Genomic DNA, 19,569 nt, shown 5'->3' with positions numbered 1-19,569 from the left:
TCTTTCTGATCTTTATCAATAATTTTTAATATGTTTATAATTTATAAAACCATTCTCTATTTGTAATTAATATTTCTTCAATATACTTATAGATTTTTGTTTCATTCTTAGTAATCCACTCGTCAATTTCAGCCATTACTTCTTCATTATTATAATTGTTTATACCTGCACTATATTTGCTTAGAATTTCACTTTCATTTTTGGCTTTTAAATTATTAATTAATATTTGTTTAGAATCAATATTCAATACCTCATAGTATGTCAAAACTCCTGATCTATCAGACATTGCTTGCCAATTCATAATTTCACTTAATTCAATAATCCACTGCAGCGAAGGATCTTTGCATTTCTCAAATTCTGCATAAGCAATGCGAAACAGTTCAACCTTTGAAGCATATTTATCTATTGAGTTAAAAAATTTATTTATATATGATTTTGCATACATCTCATTACCCTCCTTTGCCTACATACAATTAAAGCCGGATCTTTAAAATCACAATATCATAGCTGCCTTTCCTTGTTTACTATTATCTGCAAAAATTCCATAAAATTATCTGCAACTACATCTACCTCTTCAAATTCTGGTTCACATCCATAAACTATTGTTCCATTTTCACTTTCCATATCTATAGCATAAAAAGAATATTCATTATCTACCGATATCAGTATTGGAAAATATCTATTCCACCAATTTTCAATTTCGCTTTTCCATTCCCTATCATCTTCTGCAGCCTCTAAGCTTAAGATTTCAAACTCATTCCATTTAAGTGCAATATCTGATTTCCCATTATATTCTTCTTCACATAGAAACCAGCTTTTTTCACTAAATGATATACACTGTTTTACTTGCTTGAGAAATTCAAAATATTCATAAGGTATTGCCTTATATCTTTCTCTTACTTCATTAGATAGATTTACATCACATTTTTCATTTTCTTTTATGTTCCGGCAGCTTGCTTTAGCCCATTCTATAAATTCTTTAATACTAATCAATATCTACACCTCTATCATTTTATCATTCCAATCACCCCACGCTTCAGTGAAAGATAACACAACAGTGTATTTATCACTGTCCTCACCAGCATGTATCAACCAATTAATATCTCCAATTTTTTCCTCAAATTCATTTAATATTTTATCTTCAACTGCTCCAAAATATATGATGTTTTCATCAATAAAATGTAAAGCCAATATATGTCCATCATTGGATATGTAACTAATACGCTTAATATCTTTCTCTTCTCCATAATATAGTGGCGTAAAATATTCTTCTAACACTATCTCTGAATCCTCCAGTACCACACTTGCTTCAAGAACATTTATAGCTTGAAATACCACAGAATTGATAATATACTTAGTCAATTCTTCATAAATTGACCAATCGGATATATTATTACTTTCTTTAACTTTTACATTTATAACTTCATTGCTTAAGTCATTTACATAAATTCCATACTTTTCGGTCTGTTCATTTGAGTAGCCTATTTGCAAAATTCCATCTTCTATTGCAAGTTCATGGAAACTTTTAAATATGTAAAAGGCATTTAGCATGTACTTAGTTTTGTTATATCTAAGATAAAATTCTCTTAATGCTTCAGGTAACTTTATATTTAATTTACTTTCAATTAAACTTATTTCTGTGTTAACTTCATTCCTATCAGCCTTTTCGCTATTTGATATTACTTGGTCAATGCTATCTAAAGCTTTCTTTAACAATTTCATTCTATTTTTCACATTTGACTTAGTTTGATTAGAAATACTATCTTTTGCTAACTTGTTCTTAATGTCTCCAAGTCTTACCTTTATATTGCATTCTACTTCTTGCAATTTACTTTTGTCGTTAGCTCCTAAGATTAATATTTGTTCATAATGAAGATATGCAGCCATAACCTTTTCTTCTTTATCATAATAACTATACTTTGTTCCCCTTGAAAACTTTCGTTCGTCGCTTATTTTATATAAAATATCTTGAAGATTCCTCTCCAAGTTTTCTTCTTTAATTTTTATCTTGGCACTAAATTTCATTAAGTTAACTCCATGCCAAAATATATTGTTTAATATGTATTCAGATAAGTTTCTAGCTTCAAAATACCAAGAGGCATTATTTTCTTGCTGCAGCTTAACCTTTGGATCTTCTTTATTTGAATCCTCTATTAAAGCTCCATATTTTCTAGATTTATCTATCAATTCATTAAATACAATTAATCCATCTATTATTTGTAAATCTTTTAACGATAAAAACGAATTACAAGTATTTAAAATTTTCTTGTCTTTGCCAAAAACTTCATATAGTTCTTTTAACGGGATTGGTAGTGATAAACCTAACCTTTTCTCACATTGTTCTATTTCTTTAATTGAAGAACCATTACATATTAAATCTTGCTCATATACATTAGATTGAATTTTTTCCAGATAATTTTTAATCATCATTTATCTCCATTTTCCCATATTCTATGGCTATATTAATGAGAAAACTAAACAATATCATTAAGAAAATTTGGAACTATTCTTTAAAAAGTTGTGGAACTCCATCCCACATTAATTTAGGCATTTCATCTACTTTATTTAAATATACATATATTTCTTGATCATCACCATAAATTCCCGACTCTGGCAGCTTTGTATTTAAAGTAATATGATATATTCCATCTTCTAACTTGATTTGCTGATCCTCTGGACATTCTGAATCCCAGTCCGATAGCCAAAACAAGTCTATCATACACAGCCTCCCTCCATCTATTACAATAGCTAAACGAATACTAATTGGATACTGCTCATCAATTTCATCGCTAGGATAACCATCCCTAAATTTTAATATATAGTCTCCTCCGCTGCCTGTACAAAAACCAACAATATCACCTTTTTTTATGTGCCCAGCTACTTGATCTGGTTTTGCATATTCATTTTCAAAAAAATCTTCTCCTTCTTTAATATTTTTAACTGCTCCATCAGAATAAAAAACTATACCCATTCCATCTATTGAAAGGTTTATATCAAAATTAATTTTTTCCTTATTCATATAATTTGTCCTCCTATATCAAATCTTTTGGCTTATTACATTTCACATTTAGGCATATGAAAGAAAATAGCAAGTCAAAGATGTTAGTATATTTTGCGATTGACAAGGAAACAGGTTCCGCTGATAGTTATTATTCTATCAAAGGGTTCTGTTGACGCAGTATGACGCAAAATATACTAACATACTGACTTGTTATTTTTTTGAATATGCCTTATGTATAACTCCAGCAAAAAAACAATCCATAAATTCTTTAAAATCGCCAAAAATTGTTTCTCCTAATTCTTCTAACTCTTCTCTAGTTTCACAATTATAATATTCTTCATGATCAAGCCATACAAGATTATAGTTATTATGTACATCAAAACAAAGAGGACCCCATCCATTAAAATCTCCTATAGGTATATATCCAAATTCTATTATCTCTTCACATTCTTTATAAACATTTTCTATAACCTGTAGTGGTTTATTTGATGGTTGAGTCAGAATATCAACATAAACCTCCTTGCCATCCTCACAATGAAAATCATCTAGAACTCCATCTAGTTCTTCAAACATATGAAAATATGTAGAAATAAATGCTTTATATAGAGATGGTAATTTCACATTGAATTCTTTCTCTAATTTAAGAATATCTTCTTCTAACACATTTGATTCTAACAGCACCCATTTATTTGCATCATTACTATCCTTCATATTTTCTGGAACAATAGTTTCTTTATCATCATCAAACATTTCTTCTATTTCAAATTTTTCAGGATGATTTTCACTTAAGATTTCAAAGTATTTTTTTATAACCTTCTTCTCTTCTTTAATCATTTTCCACCTCGTAAAATTACTTTTTCTTATGTTTTACCCAGCTAGTCCATTGACTGATATTTTATAGTCATCTGTTATTGTAACTTCCATTGAATGACCTGCAAAATAATCTGGTTTTGTATCTATAAATGCTTCTATCATTATTCTAGAATCCATTATTTCCTTATCTTCATCTATTCTTATTGATATGCTATTAAAGTATAAGGATTGAAAAAACTCTTCTTTACTAATTGGCAATCTAAAAATGTCCTCACCATCTACATACACTTTTTCTCCATCAATTATCTCCTCATCTGAACTTTCAGCCCACTCTTCTGCAAGTCCAATCATATCATCCTCCACGAGAACATGAAAAACTGACTTTTTATTATTTTCAAGCCATATCAAATACTTTTTAAATTCATCAATGTAGTTTTTTATCTTATCATCATCAAAAGTATCCTCATCTTCAAGGCTTATTTTCAAGGATACTGACATGTAGTTATCCCAAATTACAGTATTAACATCGCATTCAGCTGAACCTATATTATTATTTATTTTAAAATCTTCCACTTTAATGTCTAGATTTTCAATACTTAAATTCTTGCTTAACTCGGATTTGCAACCATTGCCTTTAAACAAAGATATGTACTTATTTCTAAAAAAATAAGCTCTTGAGTCACTTGGATCTAACTTTATAGATTTATCTAAGTCTATTAAAGCTTTTTCATATTCCTTCATTTTTACATAACAGTAACCTCTGAAGTAATAGCCTTCAGCATAACTGTTATCTATATTTAAAACCTTATTAAAATATGGTTCTGCTTTTTCATAATCTCCATTATTTAAAAACTCTAATCCTTCTTCTACAATAGTTTCTAAACCTTTATCCATAATCTACCTCCATAAAATTTAATCTAAGCACCATTCCTCAAAATTATATAATACTCCATTCCAAAATTGCATATTGTCTTCCTCATCATCAATAACTACTTTACTATCTATCAAACTAAGTTCCTTTCTGGCCTTTTCAAATAATACTTCAATTTCCTCTACATCTTCTTCTTCTCTAAGTTTTAAAACTTTGTTTTTCATTTCCTTAAAATATTTCATGCTTTCATACATTTTATGAAAAGAGGAATTAACAAAACATGCTACAACTTCTTCTATAACTTCATGTTCAAGTTCATAAATTTCTCCTGTAACTTCCTGTATCGCTATCAAATTACCACTATCTAAGTTGTCTGCAACAACATAATATGATCTAAATTTTTCAAGATCTTTTAAAAATTCTGATACAAATTTGTCATCTAAATTCGTTACTGTACTATCATTTATCTTTGTCCACTCAACCACATCACATAAAAATCCATGTTCTTTATTAAAAAATTTAATATTTATATCTTCAAATTCATCCTTTTCAATTTTTGTTTTTAATAAAAAATCTTTTGTCTCTTGTGGAAGTTTTAAATCCATAATAATATCTCTCATAATTTTTTTCCTTTCTTCGCTTTCCATAATTTTTAGTTTATACCTTATTGCCAAAAGTTAAGTTATATAAATAGATAATATTTATACTAACAACTTTCTATAATAAACTTTAAACCACCATCTTTCATATTTATAAAGAAAAATCCCATCCCTGCATCCCCAAAATTAAGTTCAAAGGGAACCGTAGTAGCATCTAACTGCAACAATAACTTCCACGTGTCTTCTTCTGGAAGATCATCACAACTCATGAAAAGAGGTGTTCCTCCTATTTTATTTCCATTCAATACCTCACCATAATCTTCTGGACTATCTTCAAAAACGAGTTCATCACCTACAAAATGAGGTTCTTGATGTACAAAATTATAATCTTCTCCTAATGTCAAATTAACTGTAAACTCACACTTTACACTAGATAAAAATATATCACTTTCTCTTTTCTTTACCATTTTACAAATACTTGGGCCATCAGTTTTCTCTTTTGTAAGTACTTTTATTTCTGATGGCTGACATATTAAGACATAATTATTCCATCCCTTTGAAACAAATAGATAGGCCATTTTAAATTCACTATCACCAAAAATTTCAGGGTAAAGTTCTATTTGACATATGAACTTCATTGGTTTGCCGCTTTCTTCATCTATAGGCCACTGAGCCTTGTCTATCCAAACTGGTTGTCCACCAAATTTAGTTACTGCCTTTTCTACTTTTTTCTTTTCTTCAATAAATTCTATTGTATACTTTTTAATCATTTATTTTCCCCTTATAAATCTCTAATTTCTCTTGTGGCAAAAGCCTTTTCAGCAATTTCTCTTGCACTTGGCTCATGTCCATACTCCTCCACATCATACCAGTATATTAAATCTGAAATATTATTATGTGGCATACTTTTTTCTAATAACTCTATATAATACCATATATAGTCATCCACCTCTTCTACCTCTTCAATACCTTCTGGCGATTTAAGTTCAATAATCATTTCTATTATTTTAGATACTTCTTCAAGTGTTATATCATTGACTACTGGCGGATTAGGTAAAGATATCTCCTTAGCAAATTCCTCAAGAGACATGGCACCCATATAATTTTGAAAATCTATAGGCTCATATTTTTTATGAACCTTTGAATTAAGCATATCTATCTTATCATTCAAAATAGTCTTTTCATTTTTTTCATAATATTCTTCATAGTATTCTTCAGATAAATCAGAAATTTCTTTAATAAGCAGCATTAGTTGTTCTACTAGTTTTTCATCAATTTTAGGTGGTTGTAATTCTTTTCTTAACATATCTCTTTTCCCCTCCACTTGTTATAAAACTTAATGATTTTCCTGATAAACAGTAATTTTATATTCTTCATTAGCTTCAAATAACTCCACAATTACTTGTCTACCTGGAAACTGTTTATCAAGCTTAGTTTGCCACATATCCTTTAAATTCCTTCCCAGGTACTCCATCTGCTCTTTTGTACTTTCACCTCCAAACCAATCTTCTAAATGTCTGTGATTTACAGTGGCTTCTAAAGCCTTTAAATTTCCATTACAGTTTTTATGCCATCTTTCAAATATTTCATCATTCATATAATCAATAAATATACAATTTCTAAACAAAACAAATTTAGGCCAAAATGTTGAGGAATATGCTAAAGCATATTCAATTCTCCCCTCTATCTCTATCCAATCTTCATGATCAATTCCTCTGCCATCATTCCATTCCTTCAGTTCTGGAATTAAAGTAAACCATTCTTCAGTATCGTTGTATTTTTTCTTTTTACTCATTTTTTTCTACACCTTCTCATCCAACATCATACCCACCGTAATTTAGCTATTGCTATCTTTAAATTCTTCTGGCAGTTTTTCTCCAATTAATTCAACTAATCTTTTATAAGTATGACTATTTAAAACATCTAATTCCTCTAATCCAAATTCCATATTCCTCAATATTAACAGTTATAAAAATTCTAATACTTCAATTTTCTTATTTTATAATGACTCTTCTATAATAAGTGTGGTATAATCTCCAAATTTTTAATTTTGATAAGTGAGCTTAACACATTATAATAAAACAATAATTTTACTTCATACCATCTATTTCTAGTTTCAATCTATCAAAATATTCCTTCATAAAGTTAAGTCTTTCTTTTCCAATTTCTTTTGCTTTTTTAGTATACAATTTATCTGGAATTTTTTTAAACTTTACTTCGTATTCAATGAAAGGGGTATGTTTTGAAACATCTTTTAATCTTCCATTTTCAACAGTATTAGATTTGAGATAATCATTTAATGGATCATTTACTGTTAGTCTTTGTCCAAATTGTCCTGCTAACATAAAAGTACGAGCAATTCCGCTTGCTCCTATAACATCCAGTTTATCTGAATCAAAAAGTATTTTTGCTTCTATTGAATTAGGCTCATTACCAGTTCTAAATCTATGTGTTATAATACAGTGCTTTATCTTCTCAATTTTTTCTTCTTCATATTCTAAATTTCTTAATATATTCTCTGCAATCACACTACCTAAAATAGCATGATCAATCTTACCCGTTTTATCTTGGCTTTCCTCAACCCTTGCAATATCATGTAATAATGCTGATGGAATAAGGATTTCTAAATCAACATCTTCCTCATATTTTGCAAGTAATAAACAAAGCTTGTAAACTCTAAATACATGGTCTAAATTATGTGCTGAACAAGTTAATTTATCTTGAACAATTTTTAGGATCCTTTTATACTTGGCTTCTATATTCATATATTTTCCTCCCATTGATAAAATTTCCGCAAATATAGAATATCAAACATATGTTCGTTTGTCAAATTATTCAATTATTTGTTATCTGCAAATATCTACATCATTAGGACTATGTTTCAAATTACCTGAAGATAAAATAGAATGTTCCCAAAACAAATCACCGTCATCATACCAAAATTCAAACTCTATATTGGAATACATAGTTATACTTAAAATTCTAAAATCATATCATACCACTTAGCACCACCATGCACTGATGTGGATACACCTTTATTTTTGTAACCAAACTTCATATAGTAATGTATAAGTTTTTCTTTACAAGTTAAAATAACTCCTTTTCGATATGATGACCTTGCTGCCTGTATCATATGCTTCATTAACTTAGCTGCAATTCCTTGATTTCGATATTCTGGTATAACATCAAGCCCAAAAATAGTTTGATAGTATCCATTTGAAACATGAAGTGCAGAATCTTGAAAAAGTTCATCACATATAACAGTTTCATTTATAACACATCCATTAATAAATCCAATTATTTTACCATTTAATTCTGCTACAAAAAATCTTTCTGGAAATGTTTCTATACGCTGCTTAAAAGACTCCTTTGTAGCTGCTTCTGCTTTTGGAAAGCAAATGTTCTCCACTTCTGCTATTTCATTTAAATCATCTATAGATACCTGTCTAATTTTAATCTCCATATTAATCTTCCTTCCATTTATACATGATTAACCATATATTTTTTGCTATAGCTAAAAATCATCCTTCACTATTAACTCTTTACTATTAGTTCTTAACTTATAAAGCTTTGCTTCACAATATGCTTATATTATTATACCCCCAATGCTTTAACGATCTAATCTCCAGTTGGATTCAAAACCAGTTTTAGCCTCCAGAGCTCTATCTACATCATAAAGTATCTCACTAAAAAATCTTTCTGGTACCTTTGATGGTAAAATAGTATTTTCTTCTGTTACTTCGTCATAAACATAACTTCCTCTTTCTACTGTACTAGCTTTATAAAAAATTAATTCATAAATTGTAATTTCTTCATTTTCATAACCAACGCCAAGATAATCAAATTGAAGTTCTGCTCCAATACCTACTTTTTCATCTTCCTTATAAAATTGATAATAACACCCACCATCTTGTACAGAACCTCTGTACCAGCCCATTTTTGTAAGTTTGCCAACTAATGAAAGCCCATTAATTTTAGTACCTGCAAAACGCTCTATAACCTTCATTTTCTTTTCTTCTTCAGTTATTTTATAAATCTTTCTTTGAAGCTGTGGAAAAGGTTGTACTATTTCATAATCTTCAAATTGTTGTTTCCAATCATCTAAGCTTTCTTTATCCATCTCTAAAGGATGTACAAGACCTATATAATCTTTTTCTAAAAGTTCATATTCTTCTTCATCCTTTGTATTGAAACTACCATCTTCCATGTACCTAAAAGTATCTTTTAACTTTCCTTCCTCATAAACTCCCCACACTAATCCAAGAGAAAAATTATGCATAATAGGATTTTTAACAAATAACTTTTCCCAGGCTTTTTTACTCCACAACCTATTTGAAGAAAGAGCCATTTCTAATCTTAAAGTTTGAGTTGAAACTACAGTTTTAATTTGTTTTTTCATTGCTTTAAACTCTGATAAAGCCTCTTTAGATTTCAATTCATCATCAGCTTTACCCATCTTTGGAAGAGTCTTTATTGTCTTTCCATTGTTATCTTCAATTTTTAATGAAAAATCTACTCCTAATGTTACTGTAAAACTTCTACTTCCATAGTCAAATACTCTTTCTCCTCTTAAATTAAAATCTAAGTTAGGTACTATTCTATCTGCTAAATCTTCTGCTGTTAATTTAAGAATCTTTGCTGCAGAAATAAAAGCTTCTCCTGCTGCTTTTTTAATTTGCTTATGCTTAAACTTCCTTGATATAGTATCTAAAATCATTAAAGCTTCATCACTGCCATTTAATGCTAAAGCTTTTATAGCCTCACAAGCAATCGCACCTCTAGCATTTTTTGCCCATATGTCTATTTGATCTTTTAAAGCATTTACTACATTAAGTCCTCCTACTGATGTAACTAAGGCTAAAGTCCACTTCTTTTTTGTATCTGCTCCATCATTAATCCAGTTTTTTAAAATTTCCAATCCAACTACATCTAAATCCTGCTTATTACACTTTTCAATTACCTTTTCTGCAACAAAGTTTTTTTGTACAATATTTTCCAGGGAATATTTACTTATTAAATAGCTTATTACATCCTTTGATATTATTTTTTCATCTTTATACCTTACCTCTGGAAGTGCATTTACAGAAATCCATTCTGGAGTGCTATAAGCAGTTTTTTTCAATCTTTCACTACAGTAATTGCTTATACTTTCTGAGCTTTCAAGTATTTCATCATCTAAATAATCTCTATTTATAATGTTTAATATTAACACCTTAATTTTTTCATTTTTTTCTTTCTCTGCAAATTTCTCAAGTTCATCTGTAAAGTTTCTCATATCAAAGTTTATTAAAATCCTTGCAGCCGCTTCTCTTACTGCAGTTTTTCTACTTTTAAAATTCTCTAATACCATTTCTTTACAACCTTCATAAGTGCTAAGAAGTTTTACTGCTTTATCTCTAATAAGCTTTGAATCATCTAATAAACTTCTTACTAAAACTTCAGAATACTTTTCCTTGTCTGCATTAAATAAACCTTCAAGTACGAACTCTTTTGCAACACTTAAACTATCTATAGTATTTATAAGTTCTGTATTTCCTTCATTACATAGCTTTCTTAAATATTCCTTGGCTTTTGGATTTAGGGCGGTATCAGCAGCAAGAATTAAATGTCTTTCACTTATACCTGTGTCTAAAAGTTTTTCAGCAAAACTTATATAACTCATAGATTGACTTTCTAATACATTAGATATTACTGAAGAAGCTAAACCATATTTTTCAGTATTAAGTACCAAGTATAAAAATCTATAAATAATTTCTCTAGTTTCATCTATATAATAAATTAATTTAAAACAAACGCTATGGTAACGCCAAATTGAACCTTCAATTGACCTTTTGTCTACTATAGAAATGTAATTATCTATACACTCTTTATTTTTACCGTCCATTACATATTTTAAAATCTTAGCCCTCTCTTTACATAGTGCTACATCAAAACCCTTAAAGTTAGCTATATATCCATTTAAAATATTTTCTATGAATTTCTTAGCCTGATTTAAATCTTCATCTTCCTTTGAATTTTTATATATAACTAAAGCAAGGGTAAGAGCTTCAACATCTTGAAAATTAGTCTTACCCATTCTTCTTTTAGTAACAAATTCCAAACTTTCTCTAAAAATTAATGGCATTTCTTTTATTCTCTGTTCTATCTCTTTAAGTACTTTACTATTTTCTTCTTCAATATATAAATTTATTAACCTAAGTACATATAACTTCTTATCAATATCAAACTCTCTTAAAATGTCATAACTTTTAACCTTATTATCATAGGAACAGATAAAATCTACTAATTCATCAAAAAGCATTCTTCTGTTAATACTGTTATTAACTGCCTCCCTAACAATTTCTCGTAATATCTCACTCCTACTGCGTGCATAAGCTAAAATTTGAATTATAGCTGTTTGTTTGTCTCTTAAATACTTGTTTATATCATCTGCATTTTCTAAATGATGTTTTATAAATTTTTCTCCATCTTCAGGAAGCTTACAAGAATTTTTAATAGCAAAAGCAGCTAAAACTACCTTCACAAAGCCATCTTCTGTTTGTAAAAAAGCCTTTGAAAGTATTTCTCTATCTTCATTTATCATTTCTTCAACAATTGGGATTATTATGTCCACACTATTTGGACAAGTTCTTATAAGCCACACTAATATTCTTTCTTTGTTATCCATAGGTTTTAAATAATCAGCAAATTTAGGAATAGAAAAAAATCTACTATATACTATTTTAAAGAAGCTTTCCTGACCTATGGCCCAAAACACCTTTAAAATTCTCTTAAAGACTTCTTCATTATCCATAAATCCATCTACTAATTTCCAAAAATCTTGCCTTATATTATAATTTCCTCTTAATGTATTTTCCATGTTATACTTATGAATTTCATTTAAATCTAAAGTATCATCACCATTTTCAATATATTCCTTGAGTTTAATTATCTCTTCCTTTTCTAAAGTACAATTACAAAGTTTAACTCTTAATAAATTTAATAATTCTTCCATATGTATTCACCTTTCCTATTTGGGTTTATTCCCATATGTAAATATTTTAATTATATTTTACCAAAAATGCCACACTTTTTTTATATTATACTTGGATTTGGCAAATAATCTTCAAAAATTTTAGGATGCTTTTATTGCTCTTCCATCAACAAAGCAAAATTTCATTATACTTTTTTGTAAAAAAATAGATAGACTCAAAAGCCTATCCATTAAACAACAACCTCAAATATATTCTTATCTACCACACAATATTCATTATATACATATTGTTTATTTTCATTAAAATTAAATATCAATAAGTATCCTTTATCTAAACCTTCTATATCCAAATAACTCTTCAATTGATTCAACCCATTTCTATGAGCTTTTTCTCCATGCCAAATTTTAGTTTCTATAACATATTTACATTTGTTATATTGAATAACAATATCCATTCTTCTTTCTTCAGAAATTTGAACTTCCTTATAATCAAACCCAACACCATTAATTATTGGTTTTATAAAGGATAAAAATAAAAGAACTCCCTGTCTTTCTAAAAACTCTATATCCTTTGAACTGTAATTCTCTTTCATAAACTGCTGAAATCTTAATAATACCTTCTTCATATTTAGCGTATTATCTTCCTTTATGAAATTATCTTTAAAATTATACTTAGCCATTGTCATAGTATCTGTTTTAGATATCATATAACTATAAATAACTTCCTTAAGAATTTGATTGGATACAACAATATTGTTATTTTTATTTTTTACTAAATATCCAAACATATGTCCTAAATCTACAATAGGATTATTTATATTGTATGTTATTGGTAAACCGTTAACTAATATATTATACAAACATTCATATAGTTCAGAGCTATTTTCAAGATTCTTAATCAAATCATCAAATAAAGTGTTCTTGTCATCTAACAACAATTTTACAGCTTTTTGTATATCAAGCACTGTCCACTCTCTTTTATCTTCTGATAATAAATCCTCATCTACTATTTGACATATCCTTGATACTAAAAAAGGATATCCTGATGTAAATTTATATATTTCTTTACTAAGTACGTCAATATCTAATGATAAATTATTTTCATTAGCATATTGATTTAACATAGTGCTTATATCTACTTTACTAAAACTCATATCCACATTAAAATTTACTGCTATATTCCATGGTGAATTATACCTTGTATCACTATCATCTCTAACCTTTAGTTTCAAATTTTTTATGTCATAAACTCCAGCTAATATAACGGATTTAAAAGTAGTTGCAAGTTCTTGCTCTCTACTTAAATATAATGATCTTAGCATACCAAGAAAACTTAAAAATAATCTATTGTTAGAATTTCTATCAACCTCATCTATAAGAAGTACAACTTCATTATCTTTTGTTAAATTCATTATTATATATGAAAGTTCTGTTAAGGTATCTGCCTTCTTAATATCCTTATTTATGAATCTTGATATACTATTTATAAAGGTTCTACAAAATCTTTCTTCACTTGAAAAATCTTCCCCCATAAGTTCAAAATCCATTCTTATTACGCTATATTTGCTATTTAATCTTTTATATAACTCATTTAATGTTGTTGTTTTTCCAAATTGCCTTGGCCTATTTATGACAAAGTAAAATTCTTCATCTACAAGCTTCTCTATCTCATCTATCTTTCTTGATATATCTACCATATAATGTTTTTTAGGTATACATACCCCTGTTGTATTAAATCTTTTTGCCATAATTTCACTTCCTTCTTAGAGTTACTTCTCTATTAAATAATACCTATATTTTAAAATGATTATAACATAAACCAATGATACTTTTAATATCATTGGTTTATTTCTTAATCTTTAATTAGATTTTAATTCTTAATATATACGGTTCGCCCATTTTAATTCATAATCCACTGAATACGCTGACAATCAATAAACCTGGTGCTTTTACCTGTTTCCATATCCATAATATAAGTTTTACCAACATTCCCTTTAGTAACTCCCTCTATAAAGGTTCCAATAGGAGTTAGATGCTCCATAGAAAAATATACAAAATACTTTCCATTTGGAGAAAAACCAATGGGTGAATAACCTGTAAACTTTTCATCATATATGCCATTAAATTTAGGTATTTAACTAAACTTTTCCACTAAATAATTTTATTTATACTTCAAAAGTTTTTAAAAAGTGCTTAGCTGCAGAAGATAGATAATGATCTTTCATCCACACTATAGTTGTACTTGTATTTAGCGATGGTTCTTTAATTATTTTATAGCTTAAATTAATATTTGGAATAAGTTCTACCCAATCCTTTGGCACAATGGCAACACCCATTCCTGCATTTGCTAATAGCAATATAGATCTGGTATCCTCAATTTTACAAAGTATTCTTGGCTTAAATCCTTCATGTCTACATAATTCTGTTATCATTTTTTCATATCTGCGATGTACTAGTAGAGGTTTATCTACAAGTTCCCTTAAACATATATTCTTTTTTTTATTATTCCAATGGTAATTGTTATTAGTTGCAGCAACCATTGGTTCAATGGGTAAGCTTATGGACTCATAAATCTCTGAATTTAAAGGTGTTCGTATAATTCCAATTTCTATTACACCACTCTTTAACAATTCTAATATTTCATCTGTGCTGCATTCTCGTATTTCAAAATTTATATTTGGGTACTTTTTACTAAAGTTACATATTCTCTGTGGAAAAATTATGTTCCCTGAAGAAGATATAGTTCCAATTGATAAAGTTCCCTCTAATCCTTCGCTAAAATCTTTTAGTTCTTTAACTGTTGATTCCATTAATTCTATCATCTGCTTAGATCTATGCCATAATCTTCGTCCTGCATCAGTTATTTGGAACTTTCGAGTATTTCTTTCTACCAATTTAACGTTTAATTCATCTTCCATAAGTTTCAACTGTTGGCTGAGGTGTGGTTGTGCTATATGTACTCTTTCGGCTGCCTTGCTTATATTCCTTTCTTCAACAATTGCAATAAAATACATAAGTTGCTTAATGTCCATAAAATAATCACTCCACATATTAAATTTATGTATGCATCTGTATAAGTGTAATAGCATATATATGTTTCTTTGCTATAAAGATACATGAACTAAAAAATAAAATCAAGTAAAGCATAGAATATTTCTCTCTGAAGTTGTCTTACTTAGCGATACGTTTATAGTTTTTTATAAAACTATAAAATTTACATCTATACAATTATCTCAATTAGAAACGGTATGCTAATCCCAACAAAATGAGATCAACATACCGTCACTTTTTACAACAATACGAATTTATAAATCTTATGCTTTAGTTTGCAATGTGTGATATCCCGTTTCAGATCTAGCTTCTTTTAAAGTTTTTCCGCCTTTAACAGCACTCACTATACGTCCTTCCACTTCTTCAATTGATTTTGCAATTTCTAATGTTTTTTCTACAACTGAAACTGGTATACAAACAGCTCCATTTTCATCTGCAACAATTAAATCTCCTGAACATACCTTAACTCCAGAAATTCCAACAGGAATGTTTACTGCATCTACTTCAACTCTATCTTTTCCTGTCATCATATAAATTCCCTTTGTAAAAATAGGATACTCAACTTCTCTTATGGTTTTTACATCACGACAAACCCCATCCACAACTGTTCCGGCAATTCCTTTTTGTTTTGCCACTTGTGACATTATATCTCCCCAAACAGTACAATATTCTCTACCACTGTTATCTATTACTACAACATCTCCTGCTGCAACATCATCTAAAAAATCTCCAACAGTTCCTTTTACTGTTCCACATGGTACATAATGTACTGTAAATGCTTGTCCACATACCCTAGTACCATCTACTACTGCTTTTATTCCAAGTAGTCCTCCAGCAATACCCTGTTTATCAAGGGCATCAGTAATAGAAGACGTATCTAACTTTTTATATTCCTCAATTATTTCCACTGGTAATCTTTTAATTTCCATTTCTATTTTCTCCTCATTTCTTTATATACTTTTATTTATCAAAAATCTATTCAACTATCTCGGATAATTCTCTTAACCACACTTCTGCAGAAGCATCACTTGGCATACGCCAGTCGTTCTGTACTAGAGATGCTCCATATATTTTTATAGTATCAGGTACACTGGAACGTTTAAATTGTTGACCAAAGAAGTTTTTGTAGAAAAACTTCATATCCTTCAAAACTTTTTTCTTGTCAACAACATCTTCATTGATTCCATTATTTTTAGCATTCAGCATCCTAGAATTTACATATAAATCATAAATCTTTTTAGGACCAAATCCACATTTTAACATATTGTGTAGGATAAAATCATAAACAATATAAGAATCTACAAACTCTATATTATCAACTTTCTCATATGGGTTCTCTAACAATAATTCAAAGTTGAAATATTTATCACAAATATCAAGTAGAACTGTTCCAATTTCCACCTCTTGTTTTTTAGCATAATAATAAACTATGCTTCTAATTACTGTCTTAGGTACTGCAGCATTAACACCATACACACTTATTTGATCTACATGATATGAATTTTCACCAACAGCTATCTCAGTTAGGTCCGCAATTCCTATAACAACAGCTTTATACTTGTCTGCAACATCCATAAGAACTTGAGCTTTTTTTCTTTCTTCATCCAAATGTACACAATTAACATTTAATAATTCCATTAATTTTTTTGTTTCATCTACTATTTTATTTTCTGTATCTGAGCAAGGAATTATAACACCTGTAATTCCCTTAACATCATAATTATTTAGTTTAAATGCTTCTACAGCTGCAATTAATCCCAATATAGAGTTCAATCCACTACACATATCTATAACAATTTTGTCACATTGGTTTTTCTTTAATCTTTCAGCTAAACCTGAAACCTGTAAATTGAAAGTATCTTTTGCAGCATTTTCAATGTCCTGTGGCACGAAAGGTAACAGTGGTAACTCTCTATTTGATTTAAATTTCTTTGACTTTGGCTCAAATGTCTTAAAATATATATGCTTATATTCTTGTCTATCTGGAATTGTCATATATGAACCACGTAATGCCCTTTCATTCATAGATTTTTCAATATCTATTTCTCCATAAGTAATGTCCTTATTTTCCATAAATCTAGTTTCTGAAACAATATCACCATTTTCTACAATCATATTATGTCCTGCAAAAACACTATCTATTGTAGTTTCTGCAGCTGTTGCACATGTGTATATATATCCACATGAACATATTGAAGAATGTACTTTAAGTAAATCTTCACGATAAGCAGTTTTACCAAAAGTCTGATTACTTGATGAAAGATTTGCTACAATATTGGCACCATGCAAGCAGTGATATGCAGAAGGTGGCAGATTCATCCATAAATCCTCACAAAGTTCAGCACTAACAATTGCTCCTGTTTGTTCATCTTCAAAAAGTAAATTTGGTGTAAATGGAATTTTGTCGCCATACATTACAATTTCATCGTCTATTCTAGTAACAGAAGAACTAAAGTATCTTGCTTCATAAAGAACTGTATAGTTAGGAAGAAAAGTTTTTGGGATAACTCCTAATATCTTTCCTCTATGAATTACAACAGCACAATTAAATAATTGATTGTCTTTTCTAATTGGCATACCAACAATCATAATAGGATTAAATTCATCATTGGATTCATCAACAAATCTCTTTAACTCTTTATTAGCATTATCTAATAATGCAGATTGATTAAATAATTCTCCACAATTATAAGCTGTTACACTTAACTCTGGATACACAACTATTCTTGTTTGTCTCTCACCTATTCTATTTTTTTCATTAACCTCATGAATAAGTTCTAACATTCTATCAACATTATATTTTGGATCAGCTATTTGAATTGACATAGGTGTTAGTGTTGCTACTTCAATAATTCCATTATTTAATAAATTGCTCATTTAATTGTCTCCTCTTTACTATTAAAATTTTCAATATTTATTTATAATTTTAGTAATATTTATTCAAACTCTAAATCTTTTTATCTTCTATGTTTAAATTAATTTTCCTTATAACCTTTTTAAACAATTACTTTTTTAAGTCTTTTAACTACTTCTTCTAAGTTTTCCATAGAAGTAGCAAAAGGCATTCTAATACATTTTTCTCCGCCTCTACCAAATGCTTCTCCAGGTGCTGCTGCTACTTTTGCATTTTCTAAAATATAACTGCTTAATTTAAAAGAGTCCATGCCTTTATAGTCTATACGTACCATTACATAAAATGCTCCTTCTGGATATCTACATTCAACTCCTGGTATTTCGTTTAATGCTTTTACAAAATAATTTCTTCTTGTTTCATATTCACTTGCCATTTTTAATACTTCATCTTCACAATCAAATGCCACAACAGCTGCACTTTGTACAAAAGATGTTGCACAATTTATAAGATGCTGTTGAACCTTTGTCATTTCTTTTATTAATTCTGGTGCTGCTGCTACGTATCCTAGTCTCCATCCTGCCATTGCATAAGCTTTTGAAAAACCATTTAAAGTAATTACTCTGTCTTTTATTTCTTTATAACTTGCAGGGCTTATATGTTTATTGTTATCAAATATAATTCTTTCATATATTTCATCTGAAAAAATTAATATATCATGTTCTTTTGCAAACTTTACTAAGATTTCTAATTCTTCTTCTGTATTTACTCTTCCTGTTGGATTATTTGGTGAACATATTAACAATATCTTTGTCTTTGGTGTTACATATTTCAAAAGTTTTTCTTCAGTTATTTTATAATTATCACTATAATCTAAAGGTACTCCAACAGCCTTTGCACCTGTCATTTCAATCATTGGCCTATAGGATACATATGCAGGCTCTAAATATAATGCCTCATCACCTTCTTCTAGCAAAGTGAATAAACTTATATATAATGCTAGTTTAGCACTTGCTGTAACAATTATTCCTTTTTCTGCATCAACTTCTATATTATTTTCTCTTTTAAGCTTCTCTGCAATTTTTTTCCTTAAAGCTGGAATACCTGTACTTTGAACATAGGATGTAAAACCAGCCTTCATATCCTTGTATGCTTGTTCAATAATCCTATCAGGAGTATTAAAATTAGGTTCCCCACCTGCCAAATTAATAATGTCATGCCCTTCACTTTTTAATTTTTTTACAAGACTCATCAATCCTACTGTTGGTGATGGCTCTAAATTTCTAACTCTACTACTTATAAAATCTCTCATTATTTACACCTTCCTTATATAAAGTCTCTACATTTTTGCTTAAATAATTGAAATGTATCTCTGCATTAAACTTGCGCTATACAAAATTATACACATTA

Annotated in this window: 20 protein-coding genes; all 20 read right to left on the bottom strand. The window is 28.9% G+C overall.

Annotated elements, in window-relative coordinates; translation table 11 throughout:
* Positions 1-34: 34 nt before the first annotated feature.
* Positions 35-445: a hypothetical protein gene (locus HBE96_RS06985; protein WP_169297041.1), complete on the bottom strand. Its 411-nt coding sequence runs from the start codon at positions 443-445 to the stop codon at positions 35-37.
* Between the two features lie 56 nt (positions 446-501).
* Positions 502-993: an SMI1/KNR4 family protein gene (locus tag HBE96_RS06980; protein WP_169297040.1), complete on the bottom strand. Its 492-nt coding sequence runs from the start codon at positions 991-993 to the stop codon at positions 502-504.
* A gap of 3 nt (positions 994-996) precedes the next feature.
* Positions 997-2,427: an SMI1/KNR4 family protein gene (locus HBE96_RS06975; RefSeq protein WP_169297039.1), complete on the bottom strand. Its 1,431-nt coding sequence runs from the start codon at positions 2,425-2,427 to the stop codon at positions 997-999.
* Positions 2,428-2,503: 76 nt separating this feature from the next.
* Positions 2,504-3,019 (bottom strand): hypothetical protein, encoded by a 516-nt coding sequence (locus tag HBE96_RS06970; protein WP_169297038.1) that lies wholly within the window; start codon positions 3,017-3,019, stop codon positions 2,504-2,506.
* A 192-nt stretch (positions 3,020-3,211) separates the two neighbouring features.
* Positions 3,212-3,835 (bottom strand): SMI1/KNR4 family protein, encoded by a 624-nt coding sequence (locus HBE96_RS06965; RefSeq protein ID WP_169297037.1) that lies wholly within the window; start codon positions 3,833-3,835, stop codon positions 3,212-3,214.
* Between the two features lie 33 nt (positions 3,836-3,868).
* A complete protein-coding gene (locus tag HBE96_RS06960) occupies positions 3,869-4,708 on the bottom strand; it encodes a tetratricopeptide repeat protein (protein WP_169297036.1) in 840 nt (279 codons plus the stop codon).
* An 18-nt stretch (positions 4,709-4,726) separates the two neighbouring features.
* The gene (locus HBE96_RS06955; RefSeq protein ID WP_243186853.1) at positions 4,727-5,305 is read right to left on the bottom strand and encodes an SUKH-4 family immunity protein; all 579 of its coding nucleotides are present in this window, start codon (positions 5,303-5,305) and stop codon (positions 4,727-4,729) included.
* 86 nt (positions 5,306-5,391) lie between these two features.
* Complete coding sequence (locus HBE96_RS06950; RefSeq protein WP_169297034.1) at positions 5,392-6,054, bottom strand: DUF1963 domain-containing protein; 663 nt, start codon at positions 6,052-6,054, stop codon at positions 5,392-5,394.
* Between the two features lie 11 nt (positions 6,055-6,065).
* The gene (locus tag HBE96_RS06945) at positions 6,066-6,590 is read right to left on the bottom strand and encodes a hypothetical protein (RefSeq protein ID WP_169297033.1); all 525 of its coding nucleotides are present in this window, start codon (positions 6,588-6,590) and stop codon (positions 6,066-6,068) included.
* A 30-nt stretch (positions 6,591-6,620) separates the two neighbouring features.
* Positions 6,621-7,079, bottom strand: coding sequence for a hypothetical protein (locus tag HBE96_RS06940; protein WP_169297032.1), 459 nt, complete (start codon positions 7,077-7,079; stop codon positions 6,621-6,623).
* Positions 7,080-7,374: 295 nt separating this feature from the next.
* Positions 7,375-8,049, bottom strand: coding sequence for an HD domain-containing protein (locus tag HBE96_RS06935; protein ID WP_169297031.1), 675 nt, complete (start codon positions 8,047-8,049; stop codon positions 7,375-7,377).
* Between the two features lie 81 nt (positions 8,050-8,130).
* Entirely contained in the window at positions 8,131-8,250 is a 120-nt protein-coding gene (locus tag HBE96_RS06930; RefSeq protein WP_169297030.1) for a DUF2262 domain-containing protein, read from the bottom strand.
* Between the two features lie 8 nt (positions 8,251-8,258).
* A complete protein-coding gene (locus HBE96_RS06925) occupies positions 8,259-8,747 on the bottom strand; it encodes a GNAT family N-acetyltransferase (RefSeq protein ID WP_169297029.1) in 489 nt (162 codons plus the stop codon).
* A gap of 147 nt (positions 8,748-8,894) precedes the next feature.
* A complete protein-coding gene (locus HBE96_RS06920; protein WP_169297028.1) occupies positions 8,895-12,278 on the bottom strand; it encodes a DUF4132 domain-containing protein in 3,384 nt (1,127 codons plus the stop codon).
* 209 nt (positions 12,279-12,487) lie between these two features.
* Positions 12,488-14,005, bottom strand: a complete 1,518-nt coding sequence (locus HBE96_RS06915; protein ID WP_169297027.1) for a GxxExxY protein — start codon at positions 14,003-14,005, stop codon at positions 12,488-12,490.
* Between the two features lie 152 nt (positions 14,006-14,157).
* On the bottom strand, positions 14,158-14,298 hold the full coding sequence (locus tag HBE96_RS26220) for a hypothetical protein (RefSeq protein WP_243186852.1): 141 nt from the start codon (positions 14,296-14,298) through the stop codon (positions 14,158-14,160).
* 124 nt (positions 14,299-14,422) lie between these two features.
* A complete protein-coding gene (locus tag HBE96_RS06905) occupies positions 14,423-15,289 on the bottom strand; it encodes a LysR family transcriptional regulator (protein ID WP_169297026.1) in 867 nt (288 codons plus the stop codon).
* Positions 15,290-15,571: 282 nt separating this feature from the next.
* Positions 15,572-16,237 carry an RraA family protein gene (locus HBE96_RS06900; protein ID WP_169297025.1) on the bottom strand — a complete coding sequence of 222 codons (666 nt, stop codon included), beginning with the start codon at positions 16,235-16,237 and terminating at the stop codon, positions 15,572-15,574.
* A gap of 46 nt (positions 16,238-16,283) precedes the next feature.
* The gene (locus tag HBE96_RS06895; protein ID WP_169297024.1) at positions 16,284-18,185 is read right to left on the bottom strand and encodes a nitrilase-related carbon-nitrogen hydrolase; all 1,902 of its coding nucleotides are present in this window, start codon (positions 18,183-18,185) and stop codon (positions 16,284-16,286) included.
* 119 nt (positions 18,186-18,304) lie between these two features.
* Positions 18,305-19,471: a pyridoxal phosphate-dependent aminotransferase gene (locus tag HBE96_RS06890; RefSeq protein ID WP_169297023.1), complete on the bottom strand. Its 1,167-nt coding sequence runs from the start codon at positions 19,469-19,471 to the stop codon at positions 18,305-18,307.
* Positions 19,472-19,569: the final 98 nt, after the last annotated feature.

The sequence above is a fragment of the Clostridium muellerianum genome, from assembly GCF_012926525.1.
GTDB lineage: Bacteria > Bacillota > Clostridia > Clostridiales > Clostridiaceae > Clostridium_AM > Clostridium_AM muellerianum.
Note: the sequence above shows the minus strand (reverse complement) of the source record. Positions and strands in the feature narration are given on the sequence as shown.